The following is a 17,456-nucleotide window of genomic DNA, read 5'->3' on the forward strand; positions in this document are numbered from 1 at the left end:
CGCTTTCCTGTTGACCGGAATCAGGAACCAAAGTAGAACATTTGAGCATACTTTGTTCCGGTCGGGAGGCCCCATGCTCACGCGCAAGCAGCACGAACTTCTTACGTTCATTCATGAGCGCCTCGAGGCGACCGGGATCTCTCCCTCCTTCGAGGAAATGAAGGAAGCGCTCGACCTGAAATCCAAGTCCGGTATCCACCGGCTGATCACCGCGCTGGAAGAAAGGGGCTTCATCCGGCGGCTCGCCCACCGCGCCCGCGCGCTCGAGGTCCTGCGGCTGCCCGAAGCCAAGGTCGCGCCGAAGAAGCCGCGCAGCAACGTGATCGAACCCAATTTCAAGCGGCGCCCCGAGGCGCTTGTCGGCGCGGTGGCGGACGCCAACGGCGTCGTGGAGATGCCGCTGTGGGGCAAGATCGCGGCCGGCACCCCCATCGAGGCGCTGCAGAGTCACGACAGGACGGTCGGATTCCCGGCCGGCATGCTGAGCAGCCGGGAACATTACGCGCTGGAAGTGGCGGGCGATTCCATGATCGAGGCCGGCATCCTCGACGGTGACACCGTCATCATCGAGCGCTGCGACAGCGCCGATAACGGCACCATCATCGTGGCGCTGGTCGACGACCAGGAAGCGACGCTCAAGAAGCTGCGCCGCAAGGGCGCGTCCATCGCCCTCGAAGCGGCCAATCCCGCCTATGAAACGCGGATTTTCGGGCCGGATCGGGTCAAGATTCAGGGCCGTCTCGTCGGCCTGCTCCGGCGCTACTGATCTCCCGGCTTCCCGACCCGCCGCGCGTAGAGCGACCACGGCCGCGTTCCCTGCTCCGCCGCGACGCTCTGAACCCGATAGACGCCATCGTCGAACCAGATGGCGTGCGCGCCGCCGCGCCAGAGATCGAACCGGTCGATCACGACGGCCGGGCCGCGGCAGCGCCAGAAGGTCGGGACCGCGCTGATCAGGATGTCGGCCCGGGCGCAGTCTTCGGCCAGCGCATCGCCCTGCTGGACAAGGGCGATGACATCATGGCCCGGCGTCCGGTAAACGCACCCGAGACTGTCGCAGGATAATCCTTCAGGCTTTTGCGTCTCCTCGTCTTTTTGCGCGTCGCGGCGCAGCCAGGTTTCCCGGGCGAACGAGTTCCTGCCGCCGCCAATTACGGCCATCCTGCCGTCCGCGCCTCTGATGGCGACCATCTTGCCCTTCTCGTCGACCAGCATCTCGGGCCCGCGCGAGACCAGAATCGCGAGCACGCCGCAGGCGATGGGCAGCAGCCCCAGCCACCGCCAGCTCCGTGTCCAGAGCAGCAGCCAAAGCCCGCCCGATACGACCAGAGGCATGGCGATCACCGGCATGGCCTGCACTCTGATATCCGCTCCCGGCAACGCCGCGACCCAGCGAGCGACGTGCAAGGTAAGCTCGACGCCCCATTCGACCCCGCGCAGCGGGATTCCCTCGAGGCCGAATGGCAGGGCGATGAAGATGGCCAACACGCAGGGCATGATCCAGACCCCCATAAGCGGCACGGCGATCATGTTTGTCAGCAGTCCATAGGTGGCGAAATTATTGAAATGATACGCCGCGAAGAAGCCCGTCGCCGCGCCTGCCGCCAGGCTGGTGACCGCGACGCCGACCAGATAGATCCATGCCTTGCGGACCAGGCCGCCGCTCGAGATCAGCCAGCCGCCGACACGGGCCTTTTCGTAGATGGCCACCAGCGCGACGACAGCGGCGAACGACATCTGGAAGCTGACGTTCAGCAGGCTTTGCGGCGCGATCAGTAGAAGCAGACCGCCCGTGATCGCGACGAGCCGCATGGTGATGGCGATCCGGTTGAGAAGAATGCCGATGAAGACGATGGATGAGGCGAGAAACGCGCGCTGCGTCGGAATGGCGGCGCCGCTGACCATCAGATAGAGCGCACCGGCCATCAGCCCCGCGATGGCGGCCCACTGCTTGATGGGATAGCGCAGCGCCCAGCCGGGCACGCACGCCAGCAGAAAGCGGACGACCACGAAGACGAACCCGGTCATCAACGCGATGTTCATTCCGGAAATGGCCAGAAGATGGGCAATCCCGGCGATGCGCAGCTGCTCCAGCGTCTCCTCGGTGATGGCGGCGCGCTCGCCGGTCACCAGTGCGACCGACATGGCGCCGGTATCGCCGCCGGTCTGGGCGAGCAGGCGGCGTCCCAGATCATCGCGAAACCGCGCGACCCGCCACCATCCCCACTCCGAGCCGGCGGGGCGGGCAATCCGGACAGGGGCGATCGCATAGCCGACCGCGCCGATCCGCTCGAACCATGCCTGGCGCCCGAAATCATAGCCCCCGGGCACGCTGGGGCCAGCTGGCGGCAAGAGCCGGGCCCGCACCGTGATGGTGTCGCCGGGCCGGGCATCGTCGCCCCTCGTCCGCACGCCGATGCGCACGCGGACGGGCATCGCCGCCGCTGTCCATCCGGCGATCTCGACCTGCGATAGGGTGAGACGGATATCCCGTTCACCGAAGCGCTCGATCCTGTCGATCCTGCCGCTCAGATGAAGGGTGCGTGTCTCACGGTCAAGGACGGGCCCTTCGGACCACCGGGCGTGCAGCACCGCCGCGGCGAATCCGAGCATGACGCACAGGAGCGCGACAGCCGCCATTCGGTACCGTCGCCCCGTGATGCAAAGCAGCGCCAGGGAGGCCGCCAGACCCGCTACCGTCAGTAAAACAGAGGGCTCCACCGGAGCGGCGAAATAGCCCGCGATGCCGACGCCGCCGAGCACCGGCATCCAGAGAACCCAACGGTCCCTTTCTTGCTCGGAGTCCCGCTTTATCCAGTCAAGAAGCGAGTTCAATAACAGGTTCCATCTATATGAATTTGCTTTCGAAATCTTCTTAACGATCTCCCGCATGTCCATGGCCGGACAAACTTAGCCAAAAGTCACGCGTGATAGTTTCACCGTCGCCACCTTCGTGGTAGAACCATGTTGCGCTGCGGCAGCGCGCTCGTCTATTACCCTGTCCGTCAGGAGTTCCGTGACCCCTTCGTCCAGCCCCCCGACTTCCGTCGTAACCCGCTTCGCGCCCTCTCCGACGGGATACTTGCACATTGGCGGCGCACGCACCGCCCTGTTCAACTGGTTGTTCGCCCGCCACCATGGCGGCCAGTTTCTCCTGCGAATCGAAGATACGGACAGGGAACGCTCCACGCAGGCCGCCATCGACGCCATTATCGCCGGCCTTGACTGGCTTGGCCTAGATCATCACGGCGAGATCGTGCTGCAGTCCACCCGCGCCGCGCGTCATGCGGCGGTCGCGCACAGTCTGCTTGAATCCGGAAAGGCCTATCGCTGCTACGCCTCGGTCGAGGAGCTGGCCGAAATGCGCGAGAAGGCAAGAGCCGAAGGGCGCCCGATCCGCTACGACGGACGCTGGCGCGACCGCGACGCGGCCGATGCGCCCGCCGGCGTTTCTCCGGTCATCCGCCTCAGAACCCCGCAAGACGGCGATACGGTTATCGATGATGCTGTCCAGGGTACCGTGCGGATCGCCAATGGCCAGTTGGACGACATGGTGCTGTTGCGCGCCGACGGCACGCCCACATACATGCTGTCGGTCGTCGTCGACGATCACGATATGGGAATCACCCATGTGGTGCGCGGCGACGATCACCTCACCAATGCGTTCCGTCAGTTCCACATCTACGACCTGATGGGATGGGACATCCCCGTTTTCGCCCATATTCCCCTGATTCACGGTCCGGACGGCGCCAAGCTGTCCAAGCGCCACGGCGCCCTTGGCGTCGAAGCCTACCGTGACATGGGCTACCTGCCAGAGGCATTGCGCAACTACCTGCTGCGCCTGGGCTGGGGCCATGGCGACGACGAGATCATCTCGACCGAACAGGCCATCGAATGGTTCGATCTCGGCGGCGTCGGCCGGTCCGCCTCGCGCTTCGATTTCGCCAAGCTCGAGAATCTCAACGGCCATTACCTGCGTCAGGCCGATGACGCGCGTCTCGCCGATCTGACCGTGCCGCTGGTGGAATCATTGCTGGAGCGGAAACTTGATGACGCGGCGCGGCGTCGTATCTTCCTCGCCATGCCTGGTCTGAAGGAACGGGCCAAGACCCTCGTCGAACTCGCGGACGCCGCCCTCTTCCTCGCAGCAGAACGCCCTCTGAAGGTGGACGAGAAGGCCCGGACGTTGTTAGATAACCCGGAAGCCCAGACGATCCTGGGTCACGCCTATTCGGGGCTAAGGTCCGTGCCGGAGTGGCATGCCGAGGCTCTCGACCTGAAACTGAGACAAATGAGTGAGGCCGAAGGGATAAAGTTCGGCAAGATCGCACAGCCGCTTCGCGCGGCGCTTTGCGGGCGCACCACCTCGCCCGGTATATTCGATGTTCTTGCGGTGCTCGGGCGCGACGAGAGCCTGGCCCGCATCGCTGATCAGATGAACGCATGAGACGGCACAAGGGGCCGCCGGACAGACAGGGGAATGCAGATGGCTGAAAATGGAAAAGTGTCAAAACTGTCGGTAGGTGAAAAGTCGGTCCAGATGCCGATCCTCGAAGGAACGCTCGGCCCGGACGTGGTCGATGTGCGCAAGCTGTATGGCGATGCGGGCGTGTTCACCTTCGATCCCGGCTTCACCTCGACCGCGAGCTGCCAGTCGAAGATCACCTATATCGATGGTGACGAGGGTGTCCTGCTCCATCGCGGCTATCCGATCGAAGAGCTCGCACGCCATTCGGACTTCGAGGAAGTCAGCTATCTGCTGCTCTACGGCGAACTGCCGAACAAGGAACAGCGCGCGAATTTCGTTCGCGGCATCACCTATCACACCATGGTGCACGAGCAGCTGCGCGAATTTTTCCGCGGCTTCCGCAGGGATGCGCATCCCATGGCCGTCATGTGCGGCGTCGTCGGCGCCCTCTCCGCTTTCTATCATGACAGCACGGACATCAACGACCCGCACCAGCGGATGGTCGCGTCCTATCGTCTGGTCGCCAAGATGCCGACCATCGCGGCCATGGCCTACAAGTATTCGGCGGGCCAGCCGTTCGTCTATCCGCGCAACGACCTGAATTACGCGGAAAACTTCCTGCACATGATGTTCGCCGTGCCTGCCGAGCCCTACACGCCGAATCCGATCCTGGCCCGCGCCATGGATCGCATCTTCACCCTGCATGCCGATCACGAACAGAACGCCTCGACCTCGACTGTGCGTCTTGCCGGTTCGTCGGGCGCGAACCCGTTCGCCTGCATCGCCGCTGGCATCGCCTGCCTGTGGGGGCCCGCCCATGGCGGCGCCAACGAAGCGGTGCTGTTGATGCTCGAGGAGATCGGATCGAAGGACCGCGTCGCCGAATACGTCAAGAAGGCCAAGAACAAGGACGACCCGTTCCGCCTGATGGGCTTCGGCCACCGTGTCTACAAGAACTACGATCCGCGCGCCAAGGTGATGCAGGAAACCTGCCATGAGGTCCTCGGCGCCCTCGGCAAGCAGGACGATCCGCTGCTCGAGCTGGCCATGGAGCTGGAGCGGATCGCCCTCGAGGACGATTATTTCGTCGAGAAGAAGCTGTACCCGAACGTCGACTTCTATTCGGGCATCATCCTGCGCGCCATGGGTTTCCCGACCAGCATGTTCACCGTGCTGTTCGCCGTCGCCCGTACCGTCGGCTGGGTCGCCCAGTGGAACGAGATGATCGAGGACCCGATGCAGAAGATCGGCCGTCCGCGCCAGCTGTACATGGGCGCCCCGCAGCGCGCCTATGTGCCCATCGAAGACCGCAAATAGGCGGCAGGCGCCCTATCATGAAAAAGGCGGCCTCGATGGCCGCCTTTTTTAATGGATGCGCTGCGTGGCCGGTAATGGTCAGCGCGGACGCTTCTCGATCACCGCCGACAGCGACGCCTCGGTGACGACCTTGCCGTCGACCTTGGCCTGTACGGCGAGACGCCACAGGAACGAGCGCGCCTTTTCCTTCTGCACATGCAGATGGAGCTGATCGCCCGGCACCACCTGCTGGCGGAATTTCGCGTTATCGACGGAAGTGAGATAGACCAGCGCCTCTTCCTCGTCGGACAGCAGGATGTCCATGGCGAGAACGGCCGCGGTCTGCGCCAGCGCTTCGATGATCAGAACGCCGGGCATCACCGGTTTCTCGGGAAAATGGCCCATGAAGAACGGTTCGTTGGCGGTCACGTTCTTGATGCCGATGGCGCGCTCGCCACGTTCGAGCACATGGACCTTGTCGACCAGCAGCATGGGGTAACGATGAGGGATAAGGCGCTTGATGCGCTCCAGATCGAAGGTGGCGACGATCTCTTCCCCGATGAACCCGTTCATGCCCGCTGCCCTTTCCGCCTGACGAATTTGGTGGCCTTTAATAGCAGATGCTGAACAAAGAGAAAGTCCCCCGCGAGAGGCTCGCGAGGGACTTTCAAAATTCCCCGTTGGTATCGGGACGTTACGGCTTGGGTGCCGCGCTGGCCGCCGGGACGTTGACCTTGATGGTCGGCATGGACTGATCCAGCTTCTGGATCACTTCACGCGTCACGTCGATGACCTGGCCCGTGGCCAGGAACATGCGGCTTTCGGCAACCATGTTGGCATTGTACTTGGTCAGCAGCTGCTGATAGATCGGGTTCAGAGCCGCCATGATGTCTTTTTCCGCATTGCTCAGAGCGGTCTGGACGCGATTGGCCTTATCCTGAATGGCCGCGCGCGAATTCATGTACTTCTGCTGATATTCCTGAGCCTTCGCCTGGAGCGCGTCCTTGGCGAGAACGGCTTCCTGCCGGCGGATCTCCGCTTCGAACTCGCGGCCCTGCTGTTCGTTCTTGGCGTTGTCCGCCTCGATCTCCGAACCGTAGGTCTTGCCCTGGCGGATGAGTTCCTTGCCCGCCATCGAAGTGCTGATTACTTCCCCAAGATTGACGACGATGATCTTCGCTGGCGCAGCTTCCTGCGCGAAGACATTGGTGCTAGCACAAAACACGAACATGGCGGCGATCACCGCCAGCCCAGTACGCGTGAAGTTCCGGTTTTTCATTAGAATCTGGTCCCGACGTTGAATTGGAAGAACTGCGTTTCGTCAAAGCTCTCTTTGCGAATGGCTTTGGCGAAGTCAAAGCGGATAGGTCCGAAAGGCGATTTCCACGAGAAACCAATACCGGCTGACATGCGGATGCTGCCCGAAGAAAGCACAGACTCACACGTGGTTACGCCCTTGTCATCCGTCTTACAGATGCTGCCATTCGTAACCCCGTCCAAGCCATAGAGGGTACCGAAGTCAACGAACGCGCTCGCTGTAATACCAAACTCTTCAACCGCCCCCAAGGGAATAAAGACCTCGAAGGAGCCGGCGAAGAATGTATTGGCGCCCAGTGCGTCATCCGTGCTTACGAGACGCGGGCCGACGCCTGCCTGCTCGAAGCCGCGAAGACGGCTGCCACCAAGGAAGTAGCGCTCGTTGATCCGGATGTCCTGACCGAGGCCGAAGATATGGCCTGCCTCGAGCGAGATGTTGGCTACCCAATCCTCGCCGATGAACAGCAGCGGATAGTACCAGTCGTAGTTCAGGCGACTGCGAAGATAGCGCGTATTGCCGCCGAGGCCGGCCACGTCCTGGGACAGGACGATGTTGAAGCCGCGGGTCGGCTTGATCCGGTCGTCGCGCACGTCATAGGCCAGCGTATAGCCGACCGACGAGGTGAAGAACGTGCCTTCATCGATGTAGACGGACTGAATGAGCTGCTGCTGATCGGTCACATCGTCATAGCGGAACTGATAGCGCAGACCCATCGAGAGATACTCGGTGATGGGGAACACGGCGCGCAGATTGGTACCGCTAGAGGCCTGAGTGAACGACGATTCCTTGTAGTCGACGCGCCGGTGGAACAGGTCGAAGCCGGCCGCCAGATTGCGATTGAGGAAGTACGGCTCGGTGAAGCCGAGATCGATCTGCTGGCGGCGGCCGGAGGCGGCCAGCGATACACGCAGATCCTGACCTTTGCCGAGCAGGTTGCGCTCGCGGATACTGACTTCGCCGATCAGGCTTTCACTGGACGACACGCCGGCACCGATGCTGAGTTCGCCGGTCGACTGTTCCTGCACGGTGGCGGTCAGGACCACGCGGTCGGGCGAGCTGCCCTGCGCCTGATCGATTTCCGCTTCCTCGAAATAGCCCAGACCCTTCACGCGGGTCCGCGACCGGCGCAGCTTGGCGGTATTGAACGCGTCGCCTTCGACCAGGCGGAACTCGCGCCGAATCACCTTGTCCAGGGTCCGGACGTTGCCAACGATGTCGATGCGCTCGACATAGACTCGCGGCGCGTCCAGCACACGGTAGGTGATGCTGATGACACGGTTTTCCTTGTCGCGCGTGATCTTGGGACGCACGTTGACGAAGGCATAACCGGCCTTGCCCGCGGCCTCGGTGATCGCCTCGACGGTCTTTTCGATTTCCTGCGCGTTGTACTTCTCGCCCTCTTGCGTCAGCACTAGGTGCTTCAGCTGCTCGGGGTCGACGTCCTCGATCTCGCTCTCCACGTCGACCTTGCCGACGGTGTAGATCGGGCCTTCTTCGAGGGTGATGGTGATGAAGAAGTCCTCGCGGTCGCGGCCCAGTTCGGCCACGGCGGAGATGGTCCGGAAATCCGCGAAGCCGCGCTGCAGGTAGTACTGGCGCAGCAGTTCGCGATCGTACAGCAACCGATCCGGATCATAGGTATCGTTGGAGGTCAGGAAGCGCCACCAACGGGCTTCCTTGGTCGCCACTTCGCCGCGCAGGTCACCATCCGAGAACTTCTCGTTGCCGATGATGTTGATGCGGCGCACCGTGGTCTTTTCGCCCTCGGTGATCTCATAGATCAGGTTCACGCGGTTCTGGGGCAGTTCGATGATCTTCGGCTCGACCGTCGCGGCGAAACGGCCGGACCGACGATAGAGTTCGATCAGCCGCTGCAGATCGGCCTGAACTTTCGCCCGGGTGAACACCGTACGCGGCTTGATCTGCAGCTCCTGGCGGAGCTTGTCGTCCTCGAGCTTCTTGTTTCCCTCGAAGGCGATACGATTGACGATCGGGTTCTCGACCAGCGACACGACGAGAACGCTGCCCTGCAGCTCGATCCTGACATCGGCGAAAAGTCCGGTGCCGAAGAGACGCTTCAGCGACTGATCGACCACATCGGCCTGGTACCGGTCGCCCGGCGCCAGAAGCAGGTAGGACCGGACCGTGTCCGGCTCGATACGCTGATTGCCTTCAACCCTGATCGCCGACACGACGCCGCCCGTCTGGGCGAGCACAGGGTGCCCAGCCGCCGGTACGGTCACCAGAGCTGCGGCGAGCAGCCACGACTTCCACGAATACTGCCGCATCTCGTTACTCGACCATCTCTGCTATGCTCTTGATTGACTTCAGGGTATCCAGCTGCTGACGTCGTTGAACGTGACAACGACCATCAACAGCAGCACGAGAGCCATTCCCACACGGAATCCGTACTCTTGGACCTTCTCGCCCAACGGGCGGCCGCGAACGGCTTCAAAGGCATAATAGAGAAGATGCCCGCCGTCCAGCATGGGAATCGGAAACAGGTTGATAAGGCCCAGATTCACCGAGAGCATGCCGGCCAGCATGACCAGCGCGACAAGGCTTACCTGAGCGACTTCACCGGATACCTCGGCGATCTTCAGCGGCCCGCCCAGCTCCTTCACAGACCGCTCGCCTCGCAGCATCTCGCCGACCACGTGCAGAATCATGACCACATCGTCGCGAATCTGCCTCACGGCGTAGACCGGCGCTTCCAGCGGACCGCGCTGGACCGTCTCGCGTCCGGTGCTGGTGATGCCGAGCTGGCCGATCTTCATGGAATTGCGCTCGAACGTGGCGGGCGTCGCGGCAAAGACCATCACCTCGCCATCGCGCTCGACCCGCATGCTCAGTTCCTTGCCCGGGTTCATCGCGATCAGGTTCGCGACCTCCTCGAAGGTCTGGACCTCGAAAGCCCCCACGTTCAGGATCCTGTCGCCCGTCCTGAGACCGCCCGCTTCAGCCGGCGATCCGGCGACCACCTTGTCGACGACAGGTGGCGTATAGGGCTGCCCTACGGCCATGAACATGACGGTGAAGATGACAAAGGCGAGCAGGAAATTGGCGATCGGACCCGCCGCCACGACGAGCGCGCGCTGATGCAGCGGGCGGAAATGGAAGCAGTCCCGCTTGTCCTCTTCCGACAGGGACTGAATGTCGCTGTTCTGGTTGCTGGCTCCGCTGGCGTCTCCGAAGAATTTGACGTAACCGCCCAGAGGAACAGCCGAAATTCGCCATTCGATGCCGTGGCGATCCTTACGGCTCCAGAGCGAGGGGCCGAAACCGATGGAGAACACATCAACCCGGATGCCGAAGCGGCGGGCGACCCAGAAATGCCCCAGCTCGTGAAAGAACACGAGGACCGAGAAGACGACAACGAACGATACGGCTGCGATACCTATGGATAAGATGTCCATCGCTCTCTTTACTGCACCGAGGGAAACTCAGCCGAACATGGCAGTGGCGCGCGATCTCGCTTCGCTGTCGATTTCCGCGAGATCATCCCATCCGCGAAGGGGACAAGAACCCATCCGCTCAAGCACATCCTGCACGATCTTCGGGATATCCAGGAAGGCAATTCGCTCCTGCAAAAAACCCTCCACGGCGACTTCGTTGGCTGCGTTGAGGATAGTAGGAGCGCCACCCCCGCTTTGCAAGGCTTCGCGCGCCAGCCGAAGGGCCGGAAACCGCTCAAGATCCGGCGCCTCGAAGTCCAGCCGGCCGATCGAGCCCAGATCGAGACGGGTAACCGGGGTTTCCATGCGGTCGGGCCACGCCAGCGCGTGGGCGATCGGGGTGCGCATATCCGGAGAACCCAGCTGCGCCAGGACGGAGCCATCCACATAGGAGACCATGCTATGGATCACGGACTGCGGATGGACAAGAACCTCGATCTGCTCGACAGACACGGGAAATAGATGAAAGGCCTCAATGGCCTCCAGCCCTTTGTTCATCAAGGTCGCCGAATCGATGGAGATCTTGGCGCCCATGGACCAGTTTGGATGCTTGACCGCCTGCGCGGGCGTGACGCGCGACATTTCCTCGAGCGTGAAGGTTCGGAACGGTCCGCCAGAGGCGGTCAGGATGATCTTTTCCACCCGCTCGGGATGGTCGAAGTCGAACACCTGGAAGATGGCGTTGTGCTCGGAGTCGACCGGCAACAGCGTCGCGCCCGATCGGGTGACTTCCTTGGTGAAGAGTTCACCGGCGCACACCAGGCATTCCTTGTTGGCGAGGGCAACGGTCGCGCCTCGCCGCACGCCCGCCAGTGTGGGCTCCAACCCGGCGGCGCCGACGATCCCCGCGATCATCCAGTCGGACGGATAGCTGGCGGCTTCCACGAGGCCTTCGGGTCCCGCGAGCACGGTGATGTTGGTGCCGGCGAGCGCGTCCCGCAGGTCCTGATATTTCGCCGGATCGCCGATGGCGACCACGCGCGGCTGAAACTGCCGCGCCTGCTGCGCCAGAAGGGTAACGTTGGAATGCGCGGTCAGCGCGACTACGTCGTAGGCGTCCAGGTTACGTGCCACCAGATCAAGGGTGCTGAGCCCGATCGAGCCGGTTGACCCCAGCAGGGACAGGGTACGCGGACGGGATGCGTTGTTGTTGAGCGGTTCAGCCATTGAGCGGGATACCGTATTCACCTATCAGAAACAATGACACAGCCACGAAAGGGGCGATGAAGACCAGGCTGTCGATGCGGTCGAGGATTCCGCCATGCCCGGGAATGAGCGTGCCGCTGTCCTTGACCTTGAAGTGACGCTTGATCCAGGACTCGACGATGTCGCCCACCTGTGACCCAACAGCCAGCAGCAACCCGAGCAGGACCAGAAGTGCCAGTGGGACGGCCCGCGCCCATCCCTCGCCGTGCCAGAACAGCAGCGCGGATGACAGGATCGCGGCGAGCATGCAGCCGCCGACAAGGCCCGCCCAGGTCTTGTTCGGACTGATCCGCGGCACGAGCTTGGGACCGCCGATCAGCGAGCCCGACAGATACGCTCCGATGTCGGTCGCCCAGACGATCACGAACAGCCACAGGACGCTCACCCAGCCGGCGAACTCGCGAATCCAGAGCAAAGCGATCATGGCGCTGCCCAGATACAGCAGCCCCAGGACGGGCCACAACGGACCGGTCCGCGTCAAGATGCCCACGATGACGGCGAGCGATGCGCCTGCCCCGAGAAACAGCAATGCGACCGCCACGCCCTGGCCGACGAAGGAAATTCCGGCAAGGATGAACACGACGGCGTTGAGGATGCTGAGCGCGGCGTGCGCGGACGATGTCATCCGGTTCCATTCGATCGTCGCGTAGGTGCCGACCAGCGCCAGCAGGCCGGCGAGCCACCAGCCGCCCGCCCAAGCCGCACCCAGCGCCACGGGTGCCATGACCAGTGCCGAAGCCGTACGGACGAGTAAACGCTTTGGCAATCCGGTGTTCCCTGCCGCGAAGTTCCCTCAGGAACTCGATGTCGCCCCATAGCGCCGGTCGCGTGCATTGAACTGGTCAATGGCCGACACCAGGCATTGCTTGTCAAAATCGGGCCAGAACACATCCATGAACAGCAACTCGGCATAGGCCGATTGCCAGAGCATGAAGTTGCTCAGCCGTTGCTCGCCGCTGGTCCGGATCACCAGATCGGGGTCGGGCAAGCCACCGGTATAGAGAAAGCCGGAAAAGGTCGTTTCCGTGACGTCGTCGAGCGACAGTTCTCCACGTTTGTGCGCCGCCGCGATGGCGCGGGCCGCGCTGACGATCTCGGCCTGGGCGCCATAGCTGACGGCGATCGTCAGGGTGAGGCCGGAATTGAGCGCTGTCCGTTGCTCGCATTCCTCGATCAGCGCCCGGATGTCCACCGAAAGCCGGCTGCGATCGCCGATGATCTTCAACCGGACGCCGTTGCGCGCCAGATCATTGATCTCGCGGCGCAAATAGAGGCGAAGCAGCCCCATCAGGTCATCGACTTCCGACGCGGGCCGCTTCCAGTTCTCGGACGAGAAGGCGAACAGGGTCAGGTAGGCGACACCCAGTTCGCGGCATCCCTCGACGGAGCGGCGAACCGCTTCGGCGCCTTGTCGGTGTCCGGCGATGCGCGGCAAGCCGCGCGACTGCGCCCAACGTCCATTGCCGTCCATGATGATGGCGATGTGCGTCGGCGTGATGCCGTACTCCTGCTTGGGCGAGACATCGAGCATGCGTCAGACCTGCATGATGTCCTTTTCTTTGCTCGCCAACATCTCGTCGATGCGTTTCACCATGCGGTCGGTCATGTCCTGGATCTCATCGCCATACAGCTTCTGATCATCCTGACTGATATCCCCGCCCTTTTCGAGCCGCTTCAACAGATCCATGCCGTCGCGCCGCACGTTTCTGACCGCGACCTTCGCCTGCTCGGCATAACGGCCGGCGACCTTGCTCAGCTCGGCGCGCCGTTCCTGGTTGAGCTCGGGAATCGGTATACGCACCAGCGTGCCGTCGACGGCGGGATTGAGGCCCAGACCCGAATTGCGGATCGCCTTGTCGACGGCCGAGACGTTGGCCCGGTCCCAGACCTGCACGCTGATCATGCGGGATTCCGGCACGCTGACCGTGCCGACCTGGTTGATCGGCATCGCCGATCCGTAGACATCGACGACGATGGGGTCGAGCAGCGAGGCCGAGGCCCGGCCTGTCCTCAAACCGCCAAACTCGGTGGCAAGAACTTCCACGGCGCCCTGCATGCGGCGCTCGATGTCGCCCAGGTCTACGTCTTCCTCAGCCATGTTCGGCTCCTATTTACCTATGGTCGTGAACGTGCCCTTGCCGGACAGCACCCGTGTCAGGCCGCCCGGCTCCTGAATGGAGAAAACAAGGATCGGAATGTCGTTTTCGCGGGCCAGCGAAACCGCCGAGGCATCCATCACCTTGAGATCATTGGACAGGACCTCGAGATAGTTCAGATGCGTATGGTAGATGGCGTCCGGATTCTTCTTGGGATCATCGGAATAGACGCCATCGACCTGCGTCCCCTTCAGCAGGGCGTCGCACCGCATCTCGGCCGCGCGCAGGGCGGCCGCGGTATCGGTGGTGAAGAAAGGATTGCCGGTGCCCGCCGCGAAGATCACCACCCTTCCCTTCTCCATGTGCCGGATCGCCCGGCGACGGATGTAGGGTTCGCAGACGCTGGACATCGGGATGGCGGACAGAACCCGGGTCGCCATGCCCTTGTTTTCCATGATGTTCTGCATGGCCAGGGCGTTCATGACGGTGGCCAGCATGCCGATCTGGTCGGCGCTGGCACGGTCCATGCCCTGAGCGGCGCCGGACAGGCCGCGGAAGATGTTGCCGCCGCCGATCACCAGGCAGACCTCGGTCCCGGCGGTGACGACACGCTTTACGTCATCGGCGATACGGTCGACCGTGGCAAGATCGATGCCGTAGGACTGGTCGCCCATCAAGGCCTCGCCGGACACCTTGAGCAGGATGCGGCGGTATGGACTTGGCGTTACCAAAGCATTCCCCTTCTTGCGTCATGGCGCGGCAGGCCGCGCCGCCAAACTCGGCGGCGCACCTTACAACAACTCGGCTGGGCTTATGTAGCCCGTATTGCAGCTATATGTCGAAATTGCCGCGCCCCGCGGGGGAGCGCGGCAAACAGGAATCAGCCGGCAAGGCTGGCGACTTCGGCCGCGAAGTCGCCCTCTTCCTTCTCGATACCCTCGCCCAGCACGAAGCGGACGAAACCGGTTACCTTCACCTCGGTACCGAGGCTCTTGGCCAGGTCGGCGACGACCTTCTCGATCTTGCTTTCGCCATCGATCACGAAGGTCTGCGACAGCAGAACGACTTCTTCATAGAACTTGCGCATGCGGCCATCGACCATCTTCTGGATGATGTCTTCCGCACGACCGGACTCGCGCGCCTGCTGCACCAGCACCTGACGCTCGCGGGCGACCAGCTCCTGATCCAGATCGTCCGTCGAAAGCGATTGCGGCGCGGCGGCGGCGATATGCATGGCGAGCTGCTTGCCGAACGCATCCAGCTTGGCTGTATCGCCGGCCGATTCCAGCGCGACGATGACGCCGATCTTGCCCAGGCCCGGGATGACCGGGTTGTGGACATAGCTCGAGACAACGCCCTGGCTCACGCTCAGGCTGGCCATCCGGCGGATCGCCATGTTCTCGCCAATGGTGGCGACGAGGTGGGTCAGCTGCTCGGCCACGGTCCGGGTCTCGTTCGGGTAACCGCTGGCGAGCACCACGTCCTGATCGCCATTATTGGCCAGCGCCAGATCGGCGACGGTCTTGACGAAGGACTGGAACGTTTCGTTACGGGCGACGAAATCGGTTTCGGAATTGACTTCCGCCACCGCGCCGGCCTTGCCGCCGACACTGATGCCGACCAGACCCTCGGCAGCCACGCGGCCGGACTTCTTCGCCGCGGCGGCAAGACCCTTCTGGCGCAGCCAATCGATCGATGCTTCCAGGTCGCCCGAATTCTCGGTCAGCGCCTTCTTGCAATCCATCATGCCGGCGCCGGTCTTCTCGCGAAGCTCTTTAACGAGAGCAGCGGTGATCTCAGCCATGGTTCTTCCTTCCAACGAACGGGTATTCAGTGACAAATGGGGGCCGTTTTAGACGGCCCCCGTTACGACTGGATGAAGGCGGCGGCTTTAGCCGTTGGTGGCTTCGGCCTGCGCTTCGCCTTCGGCCGAGGCGATGGCCTCGGGCTCGGGCAGCTCGTCGATGACCGGCGCTTCGGACTCGCCGATATCCACGCCGCCCTGGACCAGTTCGCGCTGGATGCCTTCGAGCACCGACGCGGCGACCATGTCGCAGTACAGGTGGATGGCGCGGCTGGCATCGTCATTGCCGGGGATCGGGAAATCGATGCCGTCCGGGTTGCAATTGGTGTCGACCACGGCCGCGACCGGAATGCCGAGCTTGTTGGCTTCCTGAATGGCGATCGATTCCTTGTTGGTGTCGATCACGAACAGGAGGTCGGGCAGACCGCCCATGTCCTTGATGCCGCCGAGCGAACGGTCGAGCTTCTCATACTCGCGGTGCAGGCTCAGACGCTCTTTCTTGGTCAGACCGCTGCTCTCGCCGCCATTCATCTCTTCCTCGAGCTGCTTCAGGCGACGGATCGACTGCGAGATCGTGCTCCAGTTGGTGAGCATGCCACCGAGCCAGCGGTGATTGACGTAATGCTGGCCGCACTTGTGCGCGGCCGAGGCGACCACTTCGGCGGCCTGGCGCTTGGTGCCGACGAACAGCACGCGGCCACCGCCGGCCGTGATGTCACGGATGGCCAGCAGGGCGCGGTTCATCAGGGGAACCGTTTCCGACAGATCGATGATGTGGATCTTGTTGCGCGCGCCGAAGATGTACGGACCCATCTTGGGGTTCCAACGGTGCGTCTGGTGACCGAAATGAACGCCTGCTTCGAGAAGCTGGCGCATAGAAACCTGGGGCAGAGCCATTGCTGCTATCCTTACTTTACCGGTTTGTCCGCCGCGAGGATGAGAGCCGGCTTCCGCCGACACCGGACCGATCAGGCAACACACCTGACCGTGCCCCGCGTGAGTGATGGGCGGTCAAATAGCCCGAGAGATGATCAAATGCAAGGGATTTGGGGTTACTTCGGCCCCGGCCGCTCATCCTGCCGAACCATGTCGTAGTCGGCTTCCGGCGGGATCTGAATCTTGCCGTCGATGACTTCGGGCAGGACCGTGACGATCGTCGACTGGCGAGCCGCGTCCAGCGCGGCGTCCACCGTCTTGCTGCGGCCCAGCTTGGCGAGCTGCATGCGCGTGGGGAACGTGATCTCGCGGAGTTTGGCGGCCTCGTCGGCGAGCGCCTGGGACGGGCTGATCCAGACCGAATCGATGGACTCGCCGCCATCATGGGCGTGGATATGGTCTTCCGGCACCCGCACCATATAGAACCAGGTGTCGTAGCGGCGCGGCGCGCCCGTCGGCGTGATCCAGTGCGCGAAAGGCACCAGCAGTTCGGTGCAGAACTCGATGCCTTCGGCCTCGGCCAGCTGCACCATGTTCATCTCGCCCTTTTCCAGCTTCTTGCGATGCCGGGCCGCGATCTGGTCGCGGTGCGCGTCGCCGACGAAACCGCCGGTGCCCTTTTCACGGGCGAGAAGCACGCCGCATTCCTCGAAAACCTCGCGAATCCCGGTGATACGCAGCGCCACGTCCTCGGAGGTGCAGGTCGCGCACACGGCCGCGTCGGCATCGGCCGGATCGTGCTTGCCGCCAGGGAACACCAGCGCGCCGCCCATGAACTGCATGTTGCGGTGCCGCTGCACCATCAGCACTTCCATCTCGTCGTCACGGTCGCGCAGCAGCATGACCGTGGCGGCCATCGGGATCTTGTCGGTCATGG

Annotated in this window: 16 protein-coding genes; 3 read left to right on the plus strand and 13 right to left on the minus strand. The window is 62.9% G+C overall.

Annotation, left to right across the window (positions count from 1 at the left end; all coding sequences use genetic code 11):
- The first annotated feature begins 73 nt into the window (after positions 1–73).
- A complete protein-coding gene (gene lexA / locus WJU17_RS03675) occupies positions 74–766 on the plus strand; it encodes a transcriptional repressor LexA (RefSeq protein WP_346325984.1) in 693 nt (230 codons plus the stop codon).
- On the opposite strand, the gene WJU17_RS03680 is transcribed toward lexA, so the two are convergent.
- On the minus strand, positions 760–2,898 hold the full coding sequence (locus tag WJU17_RS03680; protein ID WP_346325985.1) for a ComEC/Rec2 family competence protein: 2,139 nt from the start codon (positions 2,896–2,898) through the stop codon (positions 760–762). The genes lexA and WJU17_RS03680 overlap by 7 nt on opposite strands.
- Positions 2,899–3,016: 118 nt before the next feature.
- On the opposite strand from WJU17_RS03680, the gene gltX reads away from it, so the two are divergent.
- Together gltX and gltA are read left to right on the plus strand one after the other, a co-directional pair.
- On the plus strand, positions 3,017–4,447 hold the full coding sequence (gene gltX / locus WJU17_RS03685; protein WP_346325986.1) for a glutamate--tRNA ligase: 1,431 nt from the start codon (positions 3,017–3,019) through the stop codon (positions 4,445–4,447).
- Between the two features lie 39 nt (positions 4,448–4,486).
- Positions 4,487–5,785, plus strand: a complete 1,299-nt coding sequence (gltA, locus tag WJU17_RS03690; RefSeq protein ID WP_346325987.1) for a citrate synthase — start codon at positions 4,487–4,489, stop codon at positions 5,783–5,785.
- A gap of 78 nt (positions 5,786–5,863) precedes the next feature.
- On the opposite strand, the gene fabZ is transcribed toward gltA, so the two are convergent.
- The 12 genes from fabZ to WJU17_RS03750 all read right to left on the minus strand — a co-directional run bounded on the left by fabZ (position 5,864) and on the right by WJU17_RS03750 (position 17,454).
- A complete protein-coding gene (gene fabZ / locus WJU17_RS03695) occupies positions 5,864–6,337 on the minus strand; it encodes a 3-hydroxyacyl-ACP dehydratase FabZ (protein ID WP_346325988.1) in 474 nt (157 codons plus the stop codon).
- A gap of 121 nt (positions 6,338–6,458) precedes the next feature.
- The gene (locus WJU17_RS03700; protein ID WP_346325989.1) at positions 6,459–7,043 is read right to left on the minus strand and encodes an OmpH family outer membrane protein; all 585 of its coding nucleotides are present in this window, start codon (positions 7,041–7,043) and stop codon (positions 6,459–6,461) included.
- Complete coding sequence (gene bamA / locus WJU17_RS03705) at positions 7,043–9,370, minus strand: outer membrane protein assembly factor BamA (RefSeq protein WP_346325990.1); 2,328 nt, start codon at positions 9,368–9,370, stop codon at positions 7,043–7,045. Before bamA ends, WJU17_RS03700 begins: the two co-directional genes overlap by 1 nt.
- A gap of 39 nt (positions 9,371–9,409) precedes the next feature.
- Positions 9,410–10,498, minus strand: a complete 1,089-nt coding sequence (rseP, locus tag WJU17_RS03710) for an RIP metalloprotease RseP (protein ID WP_346325991.1) — start codon at positions 10,496–10,498, stop codon at positions 9,410–9,412.
- 27 nt (positions 10,499–10,525) lie between these two features.
- Positions 10,526–11,704, minus strand: a complete 1,179-nt coding sequence (locus WJU17_RS03715; RefSeq protein WP_346325992.1) for a 1-deoxy-D-xylulose-5-phosphate reductoisomerase — start codon at positions 11,702–11,704, stop codon at positions 10,526–10,528.
- Positions 11,697–12,509, minus strand: coding sequence for a CDP-archaeol synthase (locus WJU17_RS03720; RefSeq protein WP_346325993.1), 813 nt, complete (start codon positions 12,507–12,509; stop codon positions 11,697–11,699). The genes WJU17_RS03715 and WJU17_RS03720 overlap by 8 nt, the downstream gene beginning before the upstream one ends.
- A gap of 27 nt (positions 12,510–12,536) precedes the next feature.
- Positions 12,537–13,274: an isoprenyl transferase gene (locus WJU17_RS03725; RefSeq protein ID WP_346325994.1), complete on the minus strand. Its 738-nt coding sequence runs from the start codon at positions 13,272–13,274 to the stop codon at positions 12,537–12,539.
- A 3-nt stretch (positions 13,275–13,277) separates the two neighbouring features.
- Complete coding sequence (gene frr, locus WJU17_RS03730; protein WP_346325995.1) at positions 13,278–13,841, minus strand: ribosome recycling factor; 564 nt, start codon at positions 13,839–13,841, stop codon at positions 13,278–13,280.
- Positions 13,842–13,850: 9 nt separating this feature from the next.
- On the minus strand, positions 13,851–14,570 hold the full coding sequence (gene pyrH / locus WJU17_RS03735) for a UMP kinase (protein ID WP_346325996.1): 720 nt from the start codon (positions 14,568–14,570) through the stop codon (positions 13,851–13,853).
- Between the two features lie 149 nt (positions 14,571–14,719).
- Positions 14,720–15,643, minus strand: coding sequence for a translation elongation factor Ts (tsf, locus tag WJU17_RS03740; RefSeq protein WP_346325997.1), 924 nt, complete (start codon positions 15,641–15,643; stop codon positions 14,720–14,722).
- 87 nt (positions 15,644–15,730) lie between these two features.
- Entirely contained in the window at positions 15,731–16,540 is an 810-nt protein-coding gene (rpsB, locus tag WJU17_RS03745; RefSeq protein WP_346325998.1) for a 30S ribosomal protein S2, read from the minus strand.
- A 155-nt stretch (positions 16,541–16,695) separates the two neighbouring features.
- A complete protein-coding gene (locus WJU17_RS03750) occupies positions 16,696–17,454 on the minus strand; it encodes an NUDIX hydrolase (protein WP_346325999.1) in 759 nt (252 codons plus the stop codon).
- Between the last annotated feature and the right edge of the window lie 2 nt (positions 17,455–17,456).

This window comes from Iodidimonas sp. SYSU 1G8 (assembly GCF_039655775.1).
Taxonomy (GTDB): domain Bacteria; phylum Pseudomonadota; class Alphaproteobacteria; order SMXS01; family SMXS01; genus RI-34.

Bases quoted from the DNA above. Each gene is read 5' to 3' on its own strand.
- WJU17_RS03680 (WP_346325985.1), bottom strand. From the start codon at position 2,898: ATGGACATGCGGGAGATCGTTAAGAAGATTTCGAAAGCAAATTCATAT.
- rseP (WP_346325991.1), bottom strand. From the start codon at position 10,498: ATGGACATCTTATCCATAGGTATCGCAGCCGTATCGTTCGTTGTCGTC.
- rpsB (WP_346325998.1), bottom strand. From the start codon at position 16,540: ATGGCTCTGCCCCAGGTTTCTATGCGCCAGCTTCTCGAAGCAGGCGTT.
- bamA (WP_346325990.1), bottom strand. From the start codon at position 9,370: ATGCGGCAGTATTCGTGGAAGTCGTGGCTGCTCGCCGCAGCTCTGGTG.
- fabZ (WP_346325988.1), bottom strand. From the start codon at position 6,337: ATGAACGGGTTCATCGGGGAAGAGATCGTCGCCACCTTCGATCTGGAG.
- WJU17_RS03750 (WP_346325999.1), bottom strand. From the start codon at position 17,454: ATGACCGACAAGATCCCGATGGCCGCCACGGTCATGCTGCTGCGCGAC.
- tsf (WP_346325997.1), bottom strand. From the start codon at position 15,643: ATGGCTGAGATCACCGCTGCTCTCGTTAAAGAGCTTCGCGAGAAGACC.
- WJU17_RS03700 (WP_346325989.1), bottom strand. From the start codon at position 7,043: ATGAAAAACCGGAACTTCACGCGTACTGGGCTGGCGGTGATCGCCGCC.
- WJU17_RS03715 (WP_346325992.1), bottom strand. From the start codon at position 11,704: ATGGCTGAACCGCTCAACAACAACGCATCCCGTCCGCGTACCCTGTCC.
- WJU17_RS03725 (WP_346325994.1), bottom strand. From the start codon at position 13,274: ATGCTCGATGTCTCGCCCAAGCAGGAGTACGGCATCACGCCGACGCAC.
- gltA (WP_346325987.1), top strand. From the start codon at position 4,487: ATGGCTGAAAATGGAAAAGTGTCAAAACTGTCGGTAGGTGAAAAGTCG.
- frr (WP_346325995.1), bottom strand. From the start codon at position 13,841: ATGGCTGAGGAAGACGTAGACCTGGGCGACATCGAGCGCCGCATGCAG.
- lexA (WP_346325984.1), top strand. From the start codon at position 74: ATGCTCACGCGCAAGCAGCACGAACTTCTTACGTTCATTCATGAGCGC.